At 68.6% G+C, this 18672-nt stretch carries 16 protein-coding genes, 1 tRNA gene and 1 pseudogene; 13 read left to right on the top strand and 5 right to left on the bottom strand.

Annotated features, from left to right (window positions below; genetic code table 11):
* Window positions 1-27 precede the first annotated feature (27 nt).
* The 3 genes from pyk (at window position 28) to RAC81_RS02885 (ending at window position 3051) form a co-directional block, all read left to right on the top strand.
* Window positions 28-1479 carry a pyruvate kinase gene (gene pyk, locus RAC81_RS02895; RefSeq protein ID WP_375080915.1) on the top strand — a complete coding sequence of 484 codons (1452 nt, stop codon included), beginning with the start codon at window positions 28-30 and terminating at the stop codon, window positions 1477-1479.
* Window positions 1480-1597: 118 nt separating this feature from the next.
* On the top strand, window positions 1598-2395 hold the full coding sequence (locus RAC81_RS02890) for an alpha/beta fold hydrolase (RefSeq protein WP_375080914.1): 798 nt from the start codon (window positions 1598-1600) through the stop codon (window positions 2393-2395).
* Window positions 2392-3051 carry an esterase/lipase family protein gene (locus tag RAC81_RS02885; protein ID WP_375080913.1) on the top strand — a complete coding sequence of 220 codons (660 nt, stop codon included), beginning with the start codon at window positions 2392-2394 and terminating at the stop codon, window positions 3049-3051. Before RAC81_RS02890 ends, RAC81_RS02885 begins: the two co-directional genes overlap by 4 nt.
* 10 nt (window positions 3052-3061) lie before the next feature.
* On the opposite strand, the gene RAC81_RS02880 is transcribed toward RAC81_RS02885, so the two are convergent.
* Window positions 3062-4315 carry an alpha/beta fold hydrolase gene (locus RAC81_RS02880; protein ID WP_375080912.1) on the bottom strand — a complete coding sequence of 418 codons (1254 nt, stop codon included), beginning with the start codon at window positions 4313-4315 and terminating at the stop codon, window positions 3062-3064.
* 63 nt (window positions 4316-4378) lie between these two features.
* A tRNA-Leu gene (locus RAC81_RS02875) sits at window positions 4379-4464 on the bottom strand.
* A 93-nt stretch (window positions 4465-4557) separates the two neighbouring features.
* On the opposite strand from RAC81_RS02875, the gene RAC81_RS02870 reads away from it, so the two are divergent.
* Window positions 4558-5175: an ANTAR domain-containing response regulator gene (locus RAC81_RS02870; protein ID WP_025103469.1), complete on the top strand. Its 618-nt coding sequence runs from the start codon at window positions 4558-4560 to the stop codon at window positions 5173-5175.
* A 3-nt stretch (window positions 5176-5178) separates the two neighbouring features.
* The gene (locus tag RAC81_RS02865) at window positions 5179-5712 is read left to right on the top strand and encodes a GNAT family N-acetyltransferase (protein WP_375080911.1); all 534 of its coding nucleotides are present in this window, start codon (window positions 5179-5181) and stop codon (window positions 5710-5712) included.
* Window positions 5713-5739: 27 nt separating this feature from the next.
* Here the strand turns inward: RAC81_RS02865 and RAC81_RS02860 are convergent, their stop codons facing one another.
* Entirely contained in the window at window positions 5740-6165 is a 426-nt protein-coding gene (locus RAC81_RS02860) for a hotdog fold thioesterase (protein WP_375080910.1), read from the bottom strand.
* A 45-nt stretch (window positions 6166-6210) separates the two neighbouring features.
* On the opposite strand from RAC81_RS02860, the gene polA reads away from it, so the two are divergent.
* The 7 genes and pseudogenes from polA (at window position 6211) to RAC81_RS02825 (ending at window position 15496) form a co-directional block, all read left to right on the top strand.
* Window positions 6211-8841: a DNA polymerase I gene (gene polA / locus RAC81_RS02855; protein ID WP_375080909.1), complete on the top strand. Its 2631-nt coding sequence runs from the start codon at window positions 6211-6213 to the stop codon at window positions 8839-8841.
* Between the two features lie 56 nt (window positions 8842-8897).
* Entirely contained in the window at window positions 8898-10574 is a 1677-nt protein-coding gene (locus tag RAC81_RS02850) for a DUF885 domain-containing protein (RefSeq protein ID WP_375080908.1), read from the top strand.
* Window positions 10575-10628: 54 nt separating this feature from the next.
* Window positions 10629-11663: an LLM class flavin-dependent oxidoreductase gene (locus RAC81_RS02845; RefSeq protein WP_375080907.1), complete on the top strand. Its 1035-nt coding sequence runs from the start codon at window positions 10629-10631 to the stop codon at window positions 11661-11663.
* Window positions 11664-11727: 64 nt separating this feature from the next.
* Window positions 11728-13080, top strand: coding sequence for an MFS transporter (locus tag RAC81_RS02840; protein WP_375080906.1), 1353 nt, complete (start codon window positions 11728-11730; stop codon window positions 13078-13080).
* Between the two features lie 44 nt (window positions 13081-13124).
* Window positions 13125-13874: an SGNH/GDSL hydrolase family protein gene (locus RAC81_RS02835; protein WP_375080994.1), complete on the top strand. Its 750-nt coding sequence runs from the start codon at window positions 13125-13127 to the stop codon at window positions 13872-13874.
* 11 nt (window positions 13875-13885) lie between these two features.
* A pseudogene (locus RAC81_RS02830) lies at window positions 13886-14625 on the top strand (formylglycine-generating enzyme family protein).
* Between the two features lie 58 nt (window positions 14626-14683).
* Window positions 14684-15496, top strand: coding sequence for an arginase family protein (locus RAC81_RS02825; RefSeq protein ID WP_375080905.1), 813 nt, complete (start codon window positions 14684-14686; stop codon window positions 15494-15496).
* 14 nt (window positions 15497-15510) lie between these two features.
* On the opposite strand, the gene RAC81_RS02820 is transcribed toward RAC81_RS02825, so the two are convergent.
* Both RAC81_RS02820 and RAC81_RS02815 read right to left on the bottom strand, forming a co-directional pair.
* The gene (locus tag RAC81_RS02820; RefSeq protein WP_375080904.1) at window positions 15511-16836 is read right to left on the bottom strand and encodes a nitrate/nitrite transporter; all 1326 of its coding nucleotides are present in this window, start codon (window positions 16834-16836) and stop codon (window positions 15511-15513) included.
* 43 nt (window positions 16837-16879) lie between these two features.
* Complete coding sequence (locus tag RAC81_RS02815) at window positions 16880-17722, bottom strand: hypothetical protein (protein WP_375080903.1); 843 nt, start codon at window positions 17720-17722, stop codon at window positions 16880-16882.
* A 98-nt stretch (window positions 17723-17820) separates the two neighbouring features.
* Between RAC81_RS02815 and RAC81_RS02810 the strand changes: the two genes are divergently transcribed.
* Window positions 17821-18672: a class I SAM-dependent methyltransferase gene (locus RAC81_RS02810; protein ID WP_375080902.1), complete on the top strand. Its 852-nt coding sequence runs from the start codon at window positions 17821-17823 to the stop codon at window positions 18670-18672.

Raw genomic sequence — 18672 nt, 5'->3', positions numbered from 1 at the left:
TTATCCCCCTTCCCCCTGGAGAATCAGTTGAGACGCGCGAAAATCGTCGCCACCCTGGGCCCCGCAACTTCCACCTATGAGACCGTGCGTGCACTCATCGACGCCGGTGTGGACGTCGCTCGCCTGAACCTCAGCCACGGCGACTACTCCGTGCACGAGAACAACTACGCCAACGTGCGTCGTGCTGCGGAGGACGCCGGTCGTGCCGTCGCCATCCTCGTCGACCTGCAGGGCCCGAAGATCCGTCTCGGCCGCTTCGAGGACGGCCCCTACGAGCTCGCGGTGGGCGACATCTTCAAGATCACCACCGAGGACATCATCGGGAACCGCGAGATCTGCGGCACGACCTTCAAGGGTCTGCCGCAGGACGTGACACCGGGAGACTTCCTGCTCATCGACGACGGCAAGGTCCGCGTCGAGGTCGTCGACACCGATGGTGTGACCGTCACCACCCGCGTGGTCGTGGCCGGTGCCGTCTCGAACAACAAGGGCATCAACCTGCCCGGCGTCGCCGTCAACGTCCCGGCTCTCAGCGAGAAGGACGAGGACGACCTGCGCTGGGGTCTGCGCACGGGCGCCGACCTCATCGCGCTGTCGTTCGTCCGCAACGCGGCCGACGTCACCCGCGTGCACGAGATCATGGCCGAGGAGGGCGTCCGCGTCCCCGTCATCGCCAAGGTCGAGAAGCCGCAGGCGGTGGACGCTCTCGAAGGGATCGTCGACGCGTTCGACGCGATCATGGTCGCGCGTGGCGACCTCGGTGTCGAGCTGCCGCTCGAGGCGGTGCCGATCGTGCAGAAGCGTGCCGTCGAGCTCGCGCGCCGCATGGCGAAGCCGGTCATCGTCGCGACGCAGATGCTGGAGTCGATGATCAACAGCCCGGTGCCCACGCGCGCCGAGACCTCCGATGTCGCCAACGCCGTGCTCGACGGTGCCGACGCCGTCATGCTCTCCGGCGAGACCAGCGTGGGCGACTACCCTGTGGTCGTCGTCGAGACGATGGCTCGCATCATCGAGTCCACCGAGGAGCACGGTCTCGAGCGCATCGCTCCGCTCACCGCCAAGCCGCGTACGCAGGGTGGTGCCATCACTCTCGCAGCGCTCGAGGTCGCCGAGTTCGTCGAGGCGAAGTTCCTCTGCGTCTTCACCCAGTCGGGCGACTCGGCTCGCCGCCTGTCGCGTCTGCGCTCGCGCATCCCGATGCTGGCGTTCACGCCCGAGCCCGACATCCGTCGTCGCATGGCCCTCACCTGGGGCATCCAGTCGACGCTCGTCGACATGGTGCAGCACACCGACCTGATGTACCTGCAGGTCGACGACTACCTCCTCTCGAACGGCCTCGCTGCCGAGGGCGACAAGGTGGTCGTGATCTCCGGATCCCCTCCCGGGATCGTCGGATCCACCAACGACATCCGCGTGCACAAGGTCGGGGATGCCGTGAACGGCGCTGCTCCGATCTACAAGGAAGCCACGGTCTGACCGCATCCATCGGTCACGAAGGGGTGGGACTGCGGTCCCACCCCTTCGTCGTCTGCCGACGATGCTCGCGGTTGTCAAGGCTTTCACCGCCCTCCGCCTCTCTGGATAGCGTGGGGGAATGAGCACAGCCCGGCAGCGGATCGTCATCGCCGGTCATGCTCTCCGGGTCGCCGCATGCGGACCCCGCTCGCAGCCGACGGTCGTCCTCGTCCACGGCATCGGCATGTCGCACCGGTACTTCGCGCCGCTGCGCGACGCGCTCTGCCGCAGTGTCCGGGTCATCACCGTCGACCTCCCCGGCTTCGGCGGGCTCCCGACTCCCAGAGAGGATCTCGACGTCGCCGCGATGGGGCACATCCTCGCCCAGACGCTCGGGGTGCTCGATCTCACCCGGGTCGTGCTCGTAGGGCATTCGATGGGAGTGCAGTGGGCGCTGGAGGCGGCGCTGGCAGCGCCGGATCGGGTCGACGGCCTCGTCCTGATCGGTCCCGTCGTCGACGAGGCGCACCGATCCCTGCCGTCGCAGGCCGTCGCCCTTGCCGTAGACACCCTCCGCGAGGCGCCGATGGCCAACGCCCTCGTGTTCTCCGACTATCTCCGCTGCGGGCCGCGCTGGTATCTGAAGCAGGCGCGTCATATGACCTCCTACGAGACCGAAGCCGCCATCGCGCGAGCGGCACAGCCGATTCTTCTGATGCGCGGCGGCCGCGACCCCGTGGCAGGGGAGCAGTGGGTGCGACACCTGCGCTCTGCTGCGACAGGAGCGGAGATCGTCGAGGTCCCGCGTCAGCCGCACAACGTGCAGTACACGGCTGCGCGGAAGGTGTCCGAGGAGATCACGCGCTTCGCGCGAGGAATCGGCAGTCGCGCTTCGTCGGAGATGTCCGAGAGGGGGCGGACGACATCGACGCAGTGAGGCGCTTGACCTGGTGGATCGCCGACTATGCCTACGCCGCGGCGTGGCAGGTGCGAGCGGCGTTCGACCGCTCGGACCCCCGAGGCTTCGCAGACGGGCCCGGCCTGCCGATCGTGATCCTGCCCGGGGTGTACGAGACGTGGCGCTTCATGCAGCCGATGATCGCCGCCCTGCACGCTCGCGGACACCCGGTTCATGTGCTCGACGCCTGGAGGCACAACAGACGGCCGGTCGACGAGGCGGCTGACATCCTCGCCGCCTTCCTCGAGGAGGCGGAGACGACCGACGTCGTGCTGGTCGCGCACAGCAAGGGAGGATTGGCCGGGAAGACCGCGATGATCGGACGCGCCGGCTCACGGATCCGGGGCATGGTCGCGATCTCGACGCCCTTCCGCGGATCGCGGTACGCGCGATGGATGCCGATACGCGGCCTTCGCGCGCTCGCCCCCACGCACCCGTCGATCCTGGCGCTCGCGCGTCACGTCGACGCGGACTCGCGCATCGTCTCCGTCTACGCCCGGTTCGACCCGCACATCCCGGAGGGCAGCGAGCTCGTCGGCGCGCGCCGCAACGTGCGGCTCGACACCGGAGGCCATTTCCGGGTGCTGGCGGATCCGCGCGTGATCGCGGAGATCGCAGCCATGGCTGAACACTGACCAACGCCGGTCATCGGCAGGTGGACGGCGGAGCTTCTCCGGCACTGACCGCCGCGAGCCAACCCAGCATGTCGGGCAGAGCGGCGTAGGCGGCCAACCCGTGATTCACGCTCGGGTAGCGATGGAAGCTGACTCTCGTGTCCTGTCGGCAGAGGAGGGTCACATAGTCCTCGGTCGCCGCCGGCTTCACGAGTTCGTCGGCGAGGCCCTGCCCGACGAACACCGGAACACGGATCGGCGACGATCCGGCGCTGTTCTCCTCGAGAAGCGTCTTCCACGGCTCGGTCGTCGCGGGGTCGCTCGTGAGGTAGTGGCCGATGAGCGGGTCGGCGATCGCGTGGATCTCCTTGTTCTGCGACAGCAGACACATGTCGGCCATCTTCGGGGTCGCCGCGGCTCCGCTCGGCGTGAGGATCGCCGTCAGCTCGGCGGTGCCGTATCGCTCGGCGTACGCCGCCTCATACGCGGGGATCGCGTAGGAGGCGATCGTGACCCCGGAGACGTTCACGATGTCATCGCTCATGAGTTCGGTGAGGTCCGCCGCGGGAGCCGCGACCGCCACACCGCGCAGCGTGAGTTCGGGGGCGTACCCGTCGGCTCGTTCTGCGGCGAAGAGCACGGCCTGCCCACCCTGCGAGTGCCCCCACAGGATGACATCCGTCCCGATCTTCGCGGCGTCGATGTCGTGCGCCGCGCGGACGGCGTCGAGCACGCTGTTCGACTCCGGGACGCCGAGCAGGTACGAGGACGCGCCGGCCATGCCGAGACCGGGGTAGTCCGCCGCCACCACGGCGTACCCCTCGAGGAGGAACTCGTGCAGACCTTCGATGAACTGGAAGGGGTCGACGTCGAGCGACGGCGCGCACTGCGTCGCAGCACCCGTCGTGGGATGCCCCCAGGCGATGACGGCCCGCCCGCGCGCGGGTGCCGGGATGTCGGGCACGACCACGACCGCCGATGCCGCGACGTCGGATCCCGCGAGATCGCGCGTGTGATAGATCACTCGCCAGGCTGTGGACCCGAGCGGTGCGCTGTCGATCTCCTCGAGGCGGACGATCTCTCCCGGCTCGCCTTCGGGCAGCGGATCGGGGATCCGGTAGAAGGTCCTGTCGCCGACGAGGTCGGCCTCGCCTTCGATGTGCCGGCGGATCGCGTCGACGGCGAAGACGCTTCCGATCGCCATGATGAGCAGTACGACGATCACGAGGCCTCGCCGACGAGGTCTGGTGCGTCTCCAGATGTCGGCGGATGGGCGATCGCGCATGGACCCTGTCTAGCGCATGCGCGCTTCAGAGCACAGAGCCCGCCGCACGGTGCGCGACCCGCGTGGTGCCGGCGGTGGGACTCGAACCCACACGCCCTCTCGGACAAAGCATTTTGAGTGCTCCGCGTCTGCCATTCCGCCACGCCGGCCCGTGTGTCGCGTCTACGACTGTATCGCAGCGCAGGTGCACAGACGTGCGACCTTCGGGGTCGGCCGGGCGACTCTCCACTAGGATGGAGGGCGTGACAGAGCAAGAACAGGCTGAGCAGCCCACGGCATCCGCCCCCCGACGCGTCGTCGTCGCCGAGGACGAGTCGCTGATCCGTCTCGACATCGTCGAGATCCTCCGCGACAACGGCTTCGATGTGGTCGGCGAGGCCGGAGACGGCGAGACGGCTGTCGCTCTCGCCACCGAGCTGCGACCCGACCTCGTGATCATGGACGTCAAGATGCCTCAGCTCGACGGCATCAGCGCTGCCGAGAAGCTGCACAAGGGCAACATCGCCCCGGTGGTCCTGCTCACGGCGTTCAGCCAGAAGGAGCTCGTGGAGCGGGCGAGCGAGGCCGGCGCGCTGGCATACGTCGTGAAGCCCTTCACGCCGAACGACCTGCTGCCCGCGATCGAGATCGCGCTCGCACGTCACGAGCAGATCATCACGCTCGAGGCCGAGGTCGCGGACATGGTGGAGCGTTTCGAGACGCGCAAGCTCGTCGACAGGGCCAAGGGCCTGCTGAACGAGAAGATGGGACTCTCGGAGCCCGAGGCCTTCCGCTGGATCCAGAAGGCGTCGATGGACCGCCGCCTCACGATGCAGGACGTCGCGAAGGCGATCATCGAGCAGCTCGCTCCGAAGAAGTAGTCGGTGCTCCGGCTCGACGCGGACCACGTCCTGCGTCTCGTTCAGCCGGGGGACGGCGCGGCGCTCGCGCGCGCATATACGACGAACCGGGACCATCTCGCGCCCTGGGAGCCGGTGCGGAGCGTCGACTTCTACACGGCGACATGGCAGGAGCGGCACGTCGAGCACAGCGTCGCCGACACGGACTCCGGGCGCGGGTATCGCTTCGTCCTCGTGTCGGATGACGGAGAGATCCGCGGACGGATGAACCTCAACAACGTCGTGCGCGGCGCTTTCCGCAGCGCCGATCTCGGCTATTGGATCGACGCATCACGGCTGCGGCGCGGTCTGGCCGGCCGAGGCGTCGCGGAGCTCATCCGATTCGCCGGCGAAGAGCTGTCGTTGCACCGTCTCCAGGCGGCGACGCTTCTCGACAACGTCGCGTCGCAGCGGGTTCTCAGCAGCGCGGGGTTCACCGAGATCGGACTGGCGCCGCAGTACCTGCACATCGCGGGGGAGTGGCGCGATCATCGCCTCTTCCAGCGGATACTCGCGTGACGCCCGAGAACGTTCGACCTGACCGGGTCAGGCGGGTGCGTCCTTGATCATGTTGGTGATCCGGATGGTGGAGCAGCGGCGTCCCTGATCGTCGGTGACGACGATCTCGTGCACGGTGATGCTGCGGCCCAGATGCACCGGCGTGCAGACACCGGTGACCACACCCGACGTCGCCGACCGGGTGTGCGTGGCGTTGATGTCGACTCCGACGGCGAGGCGTCCTGGACCGGCGTGCAGGTTCGCGGCCATGGACCCGAGGGACTCGCCGAGCACCACGTACGCGCCGCCGTGCATGAGGCCGACCGGCTGCGTGTTGCCCTCGACCGGCATCGTCGCGACGCACCGCTCCGTGCTGAACTCGAGGAACTCCATCCCCATCTTCTCGGCGAGGGCGCCCATGCCGCGAGCGGACGCCCAGTCGAGTCCCTCACTCGTCGCGGTGGTGTCGCTCATGAATCCTCCTCAGCGGGTGTCTGTCGTCCTCGTTAGGCTGACAGGGTGACGGACTCCGCAAAGCCTACCCTCATGGTCGTCGACGGCCATTCGCTCGCCTACCGTGCCTTCTTCGCCCTGCCGGTCGACAACTTCACGACCAAGGACAACCAGCACACGAACGCCATCTACGGCTTCCTCTCGATGCTGGTGAACCTCATCAAGGCCGAGCAGCCGACGCACCTGGCCATCGCCTTCGACACGTCGCGTCACTCCTTCCGCACCGACGAGTACCCGGAGTACAAGGCGACACGTTCCGAGACGCCTCAGGAGTTCCGCGGACAGATCCCGCTGCTCCAGGACTGCCTCGCCGCGATGTCGATCCCGGTGCTCACGAAAGAGGGGATCGAGGCCGACGACATCCTCGCGACGCTGTCGACTCAGGGAGCGGAGCAGGGGTACGAGGTCCTCGTCGTGTCGGGCGATCGCGACACGATCCAGCTCGTGAACGACGAGATCACCCTGCTCTACCCGAACGTGCAGGGCGTCTCTCAGCTCAAGCGGTACGACCCGGCGACGGTCCAGGAGCGATACGGCGTTCGGCCCGAGCAGTACCCCGATATCGCCGCGCTGGTGGGGGAGACCAGCGACAACCTTCCCGGGGTGCCGAAGGTGGGGGAGAAGACCGCGGTCAAGTGGCTCACCCAGTTCGGATCGCTCGATGAGCTCCTCGATCGGGCGGACGAGATCAAGGGGGTCGTCGGTGGCAACCTGCGCGAGCACATCGAGGACGTGCGTCGGAATCGGAAGCTGAACCGGCTGCTCCGTGATGTCGAGCTTCCCGTCGCTCCGGCCGACCTCGCTGTCGCGCCGATCGATGCACAGGCCGTTCGTGACATCTTCGCCCGTCTGGAGTTCCGCACCCTGCTGCCGCGGGTGTTCGAGGCCGTCGGCGCCGGCGAGGTCGCGGACGACCCGGCGACCGTCGTCGACCTGCCCGCCCCGGTCGAGGTCGCGGCCGCCGAGTTCGTCGCGTGGGCGGAGTCCCAGGGCGAAGTGGCCCTTCGCCTGGTTCTGCAGAGCGGCGCTCCGACCCGGGTCGGCGCCGCGACGGAGACCGAGCTGCGGGAGCTGCACTGGAACGACGACGCCGCGACCGCGCTCCGCGGCTGGCTCGAGTCCGACCGTCCGAAGATCATGCACGACGCCAAGCCGCAGGTGAAGGCACTCCTGCGGCTCGGCATCCGCCTCTCCGGTCTCGCGTACGACACGAGCCTCGCCGGCTGGCTGCTGCGTCCGAGCTTTCCCGACAAGACCCTCGGCGATCTCGTCGAGCGGTACCTGGGCGAGAAGCTGCCGGAAGCGGACCCCACCCAGCTCGTGCCCGAGACCGAAGGCGCGACGCCGTCGCAGGAGGCCTGGTTCGCACTGCGTGCCGCTGCTGCTCTGCGTGACGACATCCCGGAGTCGGTCGCGACCGTGCTCACCGACATCGAGCTCCCGACGCTGCTGACCCTGGCCGACATGGAGGTCGCGGGCGTCGCAGTCTCGCACGAGGTGCTGTCGACCTTCTCGTCCGAGCTGGCCACGCGTGCGGACGGCATCGCGCAGGAGGCGTTCGGCATCGTCGGGCGCGAGTTCAATCTCGGCTCGCCGAAGCAGCTGCAGGAGGTGCTCTTCGACGACCTGCAGCTGCCGAAGACCCGCAAGACGAAGACGGGCTATTCGACGGATGCCGCGGTCCTCGCCGACCTGCAGGAATCGCATCCGCACCCGTTCCTCGGTCTGCTGCTCCAGCACCGCGAAGCGACCAAGCTCCGTCAGATCATCGAGTCGCTCGACGTCGCGATCGGTGCGGACCAGCGGGTCCGCACCACCTACGTGCAGACAGGAAGCCAGACAGGGCGGCTCTCGAGCACCGATCCCAACCTGCAGAACATCCCCGTCCGCACCGAGGAGTCGCGTCGCATCCGCAGCGCCTTCCGGGTCGGCGAAGGGTACGAGGCGCTGCTCACCGCGGACTACTCGCAGATCGAGATGCGGATCATGGCGCACCTCTCCGGCGATGAGGGGCTCATCGAGGCCTTCAACAGCGGCGAGGACCTGCACCGGTTCGTCGGCGCGCGCGTCTTCGGCGTCGATCCCGCCGACGTCACGGCAGCGATGCGCACGAAGGTGAAGGCGATGTCGTACGGGCTCGTCTACGGGCTCTCGGCGTTCGGTCTGTCGAAGCAGCTGCGCATCGAGCAGTCAGAGGCGAAGCAGCTGATGGTCGAGTACTTCGCCCGGTTCGGAGCGGTGCGCGACTATCTCCGGGCGTCGGTGCTCGCGGCGCGCGAGGTGGGGTACACGGAAACGATCTTCGGCCGCCGGCGTCCGTTCCCGGATCTGGCCTCGCCGAACCGTGTGCTGCGCGAGAACGCGGAGCGCGCAGCGCTCAACGCACCCATCCAGGGGAGCGCTGCCGACATCATGAAGATCGCGCTGTTCCACATCCATGACGACCTGCGCTCCGAGGGTCTCGCGTCCCGCGTACTCCTCCAGATCCACGACGAACTCGTCGTGGAGGTCGCGCCCGGAGAGTGGGACGCAGCGGAGCGCATCGTCCGCCAGCGCATGGGCGACGCGGCAGACCTCTCCGTCCCGCTCGACGTGCAGGTCGGTCGCGGGCAGGACTGGAACGAGGCGGCGCACTGACGGACGAGGCGGCCTCCGGGTGGGTGGAACAGGCGTCGTCCAGCTACGCTGAAGGGATGACTTCTGAGCCCCGCACTCCCACCGCCATCGACAAGGTCGCCGATGAATGGGTCGACGCGCTGGTGCAGTTGGCGCCGACGCTCGGCACGTACATCGGTCGCGACGAGGTCAACGACCGTTTCGGCGACCTGAGCCCCGAAGGTCACGAGAGCATCGCCGCAGCGACGCGTGCCACGCTCGCCACGCTGTCGTCGCTGGAGCCGGTGGACGCCATCGACGAGGTCACGAAGGCCGACCTCACCGCGGAGCTCACCCTCGATCTGGAGCTTCACGAGGCGAACTGGCACCTTCGCGACCTCAACGTCATCGCATCCGCCGCCCAGGACGTGCGTTCCGCGTTCGACCTGATGCCGACGGCGACCGCGGACGACTGGTCGGTGATCGCCACCCGCCTGGCCGCCGTGCCCGACGCGCTGCGGGGATACACCGAGACCCTCCGTGCGGGCATCGCCGCCGGCGTGACGCCCGCACGTCGCCAGGTGGTCGAGGTCGCCACGCAGATCGACCGTTACATCGCCGACGACGGTTTCTTCGCGGCTTTCGTCGCCGAGGCCTCGCCGGAGGACGGAAACCTCCCGGCATCCCTCGCCCGCACTCTCGCGGACAACTCGGCATCGGCACGCGTCGCCTATGGAGCGCTGCGACGCTTCCTGGCGGAAGAGCTCGCCCCAGCCGCCGGTGAGGAGGACGCCGTGGGGCGCGAGCTCTACGCGCTGAACTCGCGCCGATTCCTCGGTGCCACCATCGACCTCGACGAGACCTATGAGTGGGGCCGCGAAGAGCTCGAGCGCATGGTCGCCGAGCAGACCGCGATCGCGAACGAGATCCTGCCCGGGGCCTCTGTCGAGGAGGCCGTCGCCCATCTCGAAGCGGATCCGGCTCGCAAGCTGGTGGGCACGGAGGCGCTGCAGCGCTGGATGCAGGAGACGAGCGACCGCGCCGTGGCCGAGCTCGGCGCCACGCACTTCGACATCCCCGAGGCCATCCGCACACTCGAATGCATGATCGCCCCCACGCAGGAGGGCGGCATCTACTACACCGGGCCGACCGACGATTTCTCGCGTCCGGGTCGCATGTGGTGGTCCGTCCCCGAGGGAGTGACCGAGTTCGACACCTGGCGAGAGCTCACCACCGTCTATCACGAGGGCGTCCCCGGGCATCACCTGCAGATCGCGCAGGCCGTGTACAACCGCGCTGGACTGAACTCATGGCGTCGTCTGCTCGCGGGGACCTCGGGCCACGCCGAGGGCTGGGCGCTCTACGCGGAGCGCCTGATGCAGCAGCTCGGCTACCTCGACGATCCGGCCGATCGCCTCGGCATGCTCGACGGACAGCGCATGCGCGCAGCGCGCGTCGTGCTCGACATCGGCGTGCACCTCGGCAAGCCGCGTCTCGATGGCGAAGGCACCTGGGACGCCGCCTATGCACTCGACTTCATGCGCAAGAACGTGAACATGTCCGATCAGTTCGTGCAGTTCGAGGTGAACCGCTACCTGGGCTGGCCGGGTCAGGCCCCGTCGTACAAGGTCGGTCAGCGGATCTGGGAGCAGGTCCGCGACGCGTATCAGGCGGAGAAGGGCGCGGGCTTCGACATCAAGGAGTTCCACAAGCGCGCGCTCGACATGGGCGGCGTCGGACTCGACACTCTCCGTACGGCGCTGCTCAGTCGCTGACGGGAATGTCCGCGCGCAGCCGGGTGTTCATTCACCTGAATAGAAGGAGCTGAGATGGACATCGAGTTCGGGCTGGACACGTTCGGAGACATCACCCGCGACGCCGAGGGGGAGCTGCTCACCGGCGCGCAGACCATTCGGAACGTCGTGGAGCAGGCGGTGCTCGCCGACTCGGTGGGCGTCGACTACTTCGGGGTGGGGGAGCACCACCGCAAGGAGTTCGCGATCTCCTCCCCGGAGATCGTGCTCGCCACCATCGCCGGGCGCACCGAACGGATGCGGCTCGGGACGGCCGTGACGGTCCTCTCGTCCGACGACCCCGTGCGCGTCTTCGAGCGCTTCTCGACCCTCGACGCCCTGTCCGGCGGGCGGGCGGAGGTCGTGCTCGGCCGCGGCTCGTTCATCGAGTCGTTCCCGCTGTTCGGCTACGACCTCCGCGACTACGACGCGTTGTTCGAGCAGAAGCTCGAGCTGTTCGTCGAGCTCCTGGAGGAGGAGCCGGTCACCTGGTCGGGGAGCATGCGCGCCTCGCTGGAGAACGCCGACGTTTTCCCCAAGACCGAGAAGGGACTTCGCACCTGGGTCGGCGTCGGCGGCAGCCCTGAGTCCGTGGTACGCGTCGCTCGACACGGGCTCGGACTCATGCTCGCGATCATCGGCGGCCCCGCAGGCCGTTTCAAGCCCTTCGTCGACCTGTACCACCGGTCGGTCGCGTCGTTCGGCACCGCCGCACAGCCGATCTCGGTGCACTCGCCCGGACACATCGCCGAGACCGACGAGGAGGCCTGGGAGGCCGCGTACTCCGGCTTCGAGGCCATGAACAACACGATCGGCGCGGAGCGCGGCTGGCCGCCCTACAGCCGGGCGCGCTTCCAGAACGACGTCGGCCCCGCCGGCGCCATCTACGCGGGCTCGCCCGATCGGGTCGCCGCCAAGATCGCCGACACCGTCACCACGCTCGGTCTCGGACGCTTCGACCTGAAGTACTCCACCGGCACCATCTCGCATGAAGCCCTGATGCGGAGCGTCGAGCTGTACGGCACCGAGGTCATGCCGCGCGTGCGAAGGCTCCTCGCCGCGAACGACTGAGGCGGGACCCCCGAGACCGACCCGACCGGGCGTAGTGGCGCACCGACGCCCCTACGATGGGGGCATGGCACAACCCGTCCTGCCGAGCCGTGAGTCGCTCGCCGGCCGTCTCGATGACCTGCCGTTCACGCGTCGGCACCTGCGCCTGCTGACGGGCTCGGGGGTCGGCTGGGCGCTCGACGCCATGGATGTCGGGCTCATCTCGTTCATCCTCGCCGCCCTCACCCAGCAGTGGGGCCTGACGAAGACGGATGCCGGGTGGGTGGCGTCTGTCGGCTTCATCGGCATGGCGCTCGGAGCCACCCTCGGCGGCCTGCTCGCTGATCGATTCGGACGCCGCCAGGTCTTCGCCCTGACTCTGCTCGTCTACGGCGTCGCGACGGGGGCCAGCGCTCTCGTCGGCGGTCTGGCGGCGCTTCTCGTGCTGCGGTTCCTCGTCGGCCTGGGGCTCGGGGCGGAGCTGCCTGTGGCTTCGACGTACGTGAGCGAGTTCGCCCCCGCACGTATCCGCGGACGTCTCATCGTCTTCCTCGAGGCGTTCTGGGCGCTCGGGTGGACCGCGGCCGCGGTCATCGGATACGTCGTGATCCCGGCGTCCGAGAACGGGTGGCGGTGGGCGTTCGCACTGGGCGCGATCCCCGCGATCTACGCTCTCGTCGTGCGCTGGGGACTGCCGGAATCGCCGCGCTGGCTCGCCTCGAAGGGGCGCATCGCCGAGGCCGACCGCATCGTCTCGGCGTTCGAGGTCGACGCGGAGATCGAGCGGACCCCGGCGATCCGAAAGGAACCGGCGACGCAGCCGATCGCCGTGACCGTGCGAGCGCGCCTGTCTGCCCTGTGGGGCACGGAGTTTCGAGTCCGCACCGCCTGTCTCTGGCTGGTCTGGCTGTGCGTGAACTTCGCGTACTACGGCGCCTTCATCTGGATCCCGAGCATCCTCGTCGACGCCGGCTTCGATCTCGTGCGCTCGTTCGGCTTCACCCTCATCATCACGCTCGCGCAGCTTCCGGGCTACGCGGTCGCTGCGTGGCTGATCGAAGTCTGGGGGCGCCGCATCACGCTGTCGGTCTTTCTCGTCGGCTCAGCGGCCTCCGCCGTCTTCTTCGGCACCTCGACCACCGAGGTCGCGATCATCGCATCGGGGACGGCGCTGTCGTTCTTCAACCTCGGCGCCTGGGGTGCGCTGTACGCGGTGACGCCCGAGATCTATCCCACATCGCTGCGGGGAACCGGGGCCGGCTGGGCGGCCGGCATCGGTCGCCTCGCGTCGATCGCCGCGCCGCTCGCCGTCCCCGTGCTGCTCGTCTCCGGGGGAGTGCCGACCCTGTTCGTCGTGTTCGGAGCGTGCTTCGTGATCGCGGCCGCCGCAGCATGGGGTCTGGCCGACCGTGGGGGAGTCGCGCTCGACGATCGCTGAGCCGCGCGCTGTCGTTCCGCCAATATGCTGGCGAGGTGACAGATGTGCGCTACGTGGCTATCGGCGATTCCTTCACGGAGGGTGTCGGCGACATCCTGCCCGACGGACGAGAGCGCGGCTGGGCTGATCTCGTCGCCCAGGGATGGGCGGATGCCGCTGGGCACCCGATCCAGTACGCGAATCTCGCGATCCGGGGCAAGCTCGCCTGGCCGATCGTCGAGCAGCAGCTCGAGCCGGCGTTGGCCCTGCGTCCGACGCACCTCTCGTTCAACGGCGGCGGCAACGACATGCTTCGTCCGCGATCCGACCTCGAGCACATCGCGGACGCCTTCAGCCGCGTGCTGCGTCGGTGCGATGAGGAGGGCGTCACTCTCATCCTGCTCTCGGGAGCGAACCCCAGCGGCCAGCTGCCCATGGGCACCGTCGTCCAGCGCCGCGGTGATCTGCTCTCCGAGGCTGTCCTGCGGCGTGTCGAAGACCGCCTCGACGTCGTCCGCGCGCTCAACTGGCCCGACCGGGAGCTCGCCCGACCGCCGTACTGGTCGGAGGATCGCCTCCACATGAATGCGGCCGGGCACCATCGCGTGGGGGCGCGGGTGCTCCACGCGCTGGGGTTCGAGCCACCTGCTGCCTGGTGGTCTCCGACCGCTGCAGCGATGGCCGGGCCGTCGGGACTGGCTTACTACCGTGAATTCGTCGGTCCGTGGGTGCGTCGGCGCCTCACGCGCACCTCGTCGGGCGACGGGCGTGCGGCGAAGTACCCGACCTGGGTCGAGCGGGCGCCCGGCGCGTGACCGATATCGAGATGCGGAGTCTGCCGGCGGGTCGCGTGACGCTGCACGACGCGCGACGCAAGGTGGAGCGCACCGTGGAACTGGAGAGCTTCGAGATCGGCGTGTTCGCCGTGACCGAGGAGCAGCTGGCGGAGATCCTCCCCGTGCCGTCGCGGCATCCCCGGCGTCCGGCCGTCGAGGTGAGCTGGTTGCGAGCCGTGCACTTCTGCAACGCGGCGTCGGAGTGGGAGGGGCTCGACCCGGTGTATCACTTCGACGGCGAGGACGTCGAGTGGGACGTCACCGCGGGCGGTTACCGGCTGCCCACCGAGGCGGAATGGGAGTACGCCTGCCGCGCGGGATCGATCGGACCGCACTATGCGCCGCTCTCGGATGCCGCGTGGACGACTGCCGACGGCATCCGCGCACCACGAGACGTCGGCGGCAAGCTCCCGAACCTCTTCGGCCTCTTCGACACGCTCGGAAACACGTGGGAGTGGTGCTGGGACCTGCTCGATCCTGAGCGGTACGGCGAGTACCGGGTCTTCCGCGGCGGCGGGTTCGCCGATGAGGCATGGAGCGTCCGGGCCTCCGTGCGCCGCGGCGGATCTCCGCGCACCGCCCAGGACGACATCGGGTTCCGGGTCGCGCGAGGGAGTTCGACGGCCCGCGGGCTGCACAGGGGTGGTCGGCTCAGGACGATCGAGAGCGATCGTTCTCGAACGGCCCGATCCCTTTCGGCTGGACACCGCTGCGACGCTCCCAGGGCTGACCGGGGCGGCCTCGGCGCCGTTTTGCCCGGTATACCGGATAGGTGCGAAGCTGAGGGGATGACCTCCCACTTCTCGCTCATCGTCTCCCAGGGCCGCGTCGCCGATCGCACGGATGGCGCGCTCGTGGGCGCCCGTCTCGTGGGGGAGCGGCTCGCCGAACTCGTCGGCACGGTGCCGCAGACGATCGGTTCTCCCAGCGCGGCGCGGACGGACGACTGGACGAGAGCGCTGCCCGAGGCCGAAGAGACGCTGCACGGACTCCGGGATGCCGTGAGCGCGGCGATCGACGGGGGACAGCTGCCGTTGCTCGCCACGAACACGTGCGCCGCGAGCCTCGGCACGTTGCCCACGGTCGCCGAGCGGTATCCCGATGTCGTCGTGCTCTGGATCGACGCGCACGGCGACTTCCACACCCCGGACACCACGGAGTCAGGGTACCTGGGCGGGATGGTGCTCGCCGCCGCGAGCGGTCTCTGGGACAGCGGGCACGGCGCAGGGATCGATCCGTCACGCGTCGTGATCGTCGGGGGACGGGACATCGATCCCGCCGAGGCCGATCTCCTCGCGGATGCGGGTGCGACGGTGCTCGCTCCGGTGGACAGCACCCCGGAGCGCGTGCTCGAACTCGTCGACGGCCGTCCGGTGTGGATCCACGTGGACTGGGACGTGCTCGAGCCGGGCTACATCCCCGCGGCGTATCGCGTCGGAGGCGGCCTTCTGCCTCATCAGATCGCCGCGATCTTCGCTGCCCTGCCGGTCGACGCCGTGAAGGGCGTCGAACTGGCGGAGTTCGAAGCCGGCGACGTCGAGGTGCCGGAGCGGGTCAGCCTCGAGCTCATCATCGAGACGGTCCAGCACCTGCTCCGCTGAGAAGGGCACGGACCTCAGCGACGACGTTCGGGATCCAGACCCATCCGGATGCGGGTGCGCTTGCGCTCGATGAGGATGAACGTCACCCCGAGGAGCCAGAGCGGGATCGGCATCAGGAACGCGACGCGGAACGCCTCCAGCGAGTACGTCTCGGGCGTACCCGCGCCCTGCAGATCGAGCGCGAGACCGATCAGGAAGATCGCAATCAGTGCGGCGATGAAGCCGCCCGCGTTCGTCACACCGGTCGCGGTGCTCAGGCGGTGCGTGGGGTTGTGTGTACGCGCGTGGTCGAACGCGATCATGCTGGCGGGGCCGCCCGTGGCCAGCGCCACCGCCAGCACGTAGAGCAGCCAGACCGGGGCCGGCCCGGGAAGCGCGATCACGGTCGTCCACGCGATGATCTGCAGCACCACAGCGGGGAGGACGAGAGCATAGGAGCGCTGGTTCGGCAACCGACGCGACAGCTCTCCGATGACCGGCCCCAGTGCCATCCCCGCGACGACGTAGACCGAGATGATGCCGGCGGCGTGGGACGTGTCGAGTCCCTGCGCCGCGGTGAGGAACGGCATGCCCCAGAGCAGGATGAAGGCCGTGCCCGCGAAGGGCGTCGTGAAGTGCGACCAGAAGGCGAGGCGGGTGCCGGGGTGCGCCCATGCGGCGCGGATGCCGACGCCGGTGTCGATCGCGGACGTAACGACCCGCACCACACCGGTGTCGGTGTTGACCGAGATATCGGCGTCCCGCTCCGGCGGGTGGTTGCGGATGACGACGGCCACCAGCACCGTGAAGAGCGCGCCGAGGCCCGCGATGCTGCCGAACGTCACGGTCCACGTCGTCGCGTGCAGAAGGGCTGCGAGCGGCACGAGCGCGATGAGCTGACCGGCCTGCCCGATGATCCCGGTGAACTGCACCATGATCGGGCCGCGCTGCGCAGGGAACCAGGTGGCGACGAGGCGCAGGACGGCCGGAAACACGGCGGCGTCGCCTGCGCCGAGCAGGATACGAGCGAAGATCGCGATGCCGATGCTGGGGGAGAGGGCCATCGTCAGCTGCCCCAGAGCCATGAGCAGCATGCCCGCGGTCATGATCGGTCGGGAGCCGTAACGATCGAGCAGGATGCCGATGGGGATCTGCATCCCGCCGTAGACCGCGAGTTGCACCACGGCGAACAGCGCGAGCGTCGAGGCATCCGCCATGAATCGATCGGCCGCGTCGACGCCGACGGCGCCGAGAGACGTGCGGTTCGTGATCGCGAGGACGTAGGCGGCGACACCCACCGACCAGATCAGCCAGGCCTTCCATCCCGGGCTCGAAGCAGGGGAGTGGGCAGCCGAAGTCACCCCTCCACGCTACTCCTGGTCGCAGACGGCTCCGGTCGCCGCCTCAGACCTCGAACACTTCGAGCATCTGCGAGACCGAACGCCCGTGGGCGAGCTGTGCGACACGAGCGGCGAGCTCGGAGTGCACCTGCACGACCGTCGCTCCGCTCGACGTCCACCGGCCGCCGGACCGGGTGAGTTCGAGGTCGGGGGAGACGTGGGCGTCGGGGAGGGCTTCCCACCCTTCAGCGGCGCGAACGGCCGCGCCGAGCATGCCGACGAGCCACACCTCCCCGAAGGCGTGGGGTCGGAGAGAGGCGATCGGCCCACCGCGCCCTCGGAAGACCTGGAACATGGTGTCGGCGCGACGCACGACCCAGTCGTCATCGCCGTGCGTGAACTCGCAGGCGACATCGGCGTGCAGGGTGATGTCGGCCCCGAACCGGCGAAGGGCATCGACGCAGGCGGTGCTCAGCAGCCGTCCGTCGAGCTCGCGTTCCCGGCGACGCAGCTCTGCCCGGTACTTCTCGCGAGCGATCGGCGCGTACTGCTCCTCGAGTGCCCGCCGGTCGGGCCTCTCTCCGCCCGAGAGGCGGTCGAACAACCACGCCGGGTCGATCTGAGCGAAGTAGCGGTAGAAGACACGGACCGGTCCGCGCCTGAGTCGGCGGTCAGCGACGAGCAGCTGTACGCCGTGGTCGACGGACCAGACCGCGGCGGTCTCGCCGTCGACGACAGCGACCCAAGACCATCCCGGAGATCTTATCTCGGGTGCAGCCTGCTCGATGGCCGCGCTGAGCAGCGTGCCGCGCGTGACGGTGAGCACACCGGCGTGCGGGATCGCGTCGTCTCCCATCGCGACGCTGTCACGGTCTACGTGCAGATCGAGGGAGCGGGGGCGGAGCATGGACCGAGCCTAGCCACGGAGCGGTTCATCCGTAATCTGACATAATGTGCATTATCGGTTGCTCTCCCTTCGCGCACGCCGATCGATAGGCTCGGTCTGTGAACGGCGACTCCGTAGACGTGACGTGGGCTGACGCCCGCACCGCCAACCAGCAGAACTGGGACGACCGAGTGCCTCTCCATCAGGTCGCCTACGGGCTCGAGGCGTTCGATGACCCGACGCATCTCAGCGACGTCGTCCGCGACGATATCCCGGTGCTGGAACGGTTCCTTCCGCATCGCAGTCTGTCCGGGCTCGATCTCTGCCATCTGCAGTGCCACATCGGCACTGACACGATCTCTCTGGCGCGAGCCGGAGCGCACGTCACCGGCGTGGACTTCTCGGCACCGGCTCTGGCGGCCGCCGCAGACCTCGCTCGACGCACGGGCACCACAGCCACCTGGGTGCAGACGGACGTCCTCGACGCCCGGTCCCTCGTGAGCGGTGACTTCGACGTGGTCTATACCAGTATCGGCACGATCTGCTGGCTCGACGATCTGGATCGATGGGCCGAACAGATCTCCGGATTGTTGAGAGAAGGCGGCACGTTCTTCATCCGCGACGGTCACCCGGCTCTGTACGCACTGGATGAGAACGCACCAGGACCGACCATCCGATACCCGTACTTCGGCGACGGTCATGCGCAGCAATGGGATGACGCATCGACGTACGCCGGCGAGGGTACCGTCGCCCACGCTCGCACCTACGAGTGGCCGCATCCGCTCTGCGAGATCCTCGGCGCGCTGCTCCGCTCAGGACTCCGCCTCGTCCACTTCGACGAGGGCCGGACTCTCCCCTGGCGGTTCAGCCCGCGTATGGTCGAGGTTCCCGGCGGATACGCCTGGCCGGAAGCAGAGCGCGACCTGGTGCCGACCACGTATACGATCGTCGCTCGTAAAGATCGCGCCTGA

The sequence above is a fragment of the Microbacterium sp. CR_7 genome (genome assembly GCF_041954755.1).
In the GTDB taxonomy this organism is placed as follows: Bacteria; Actinomycetota; Actinomycetes; order Actinomycetales; family Microbacteriaceae; genus Microbacterium.
This window is presented reverse-complemented; position numbering and strand designations above follow the sequence as displayed.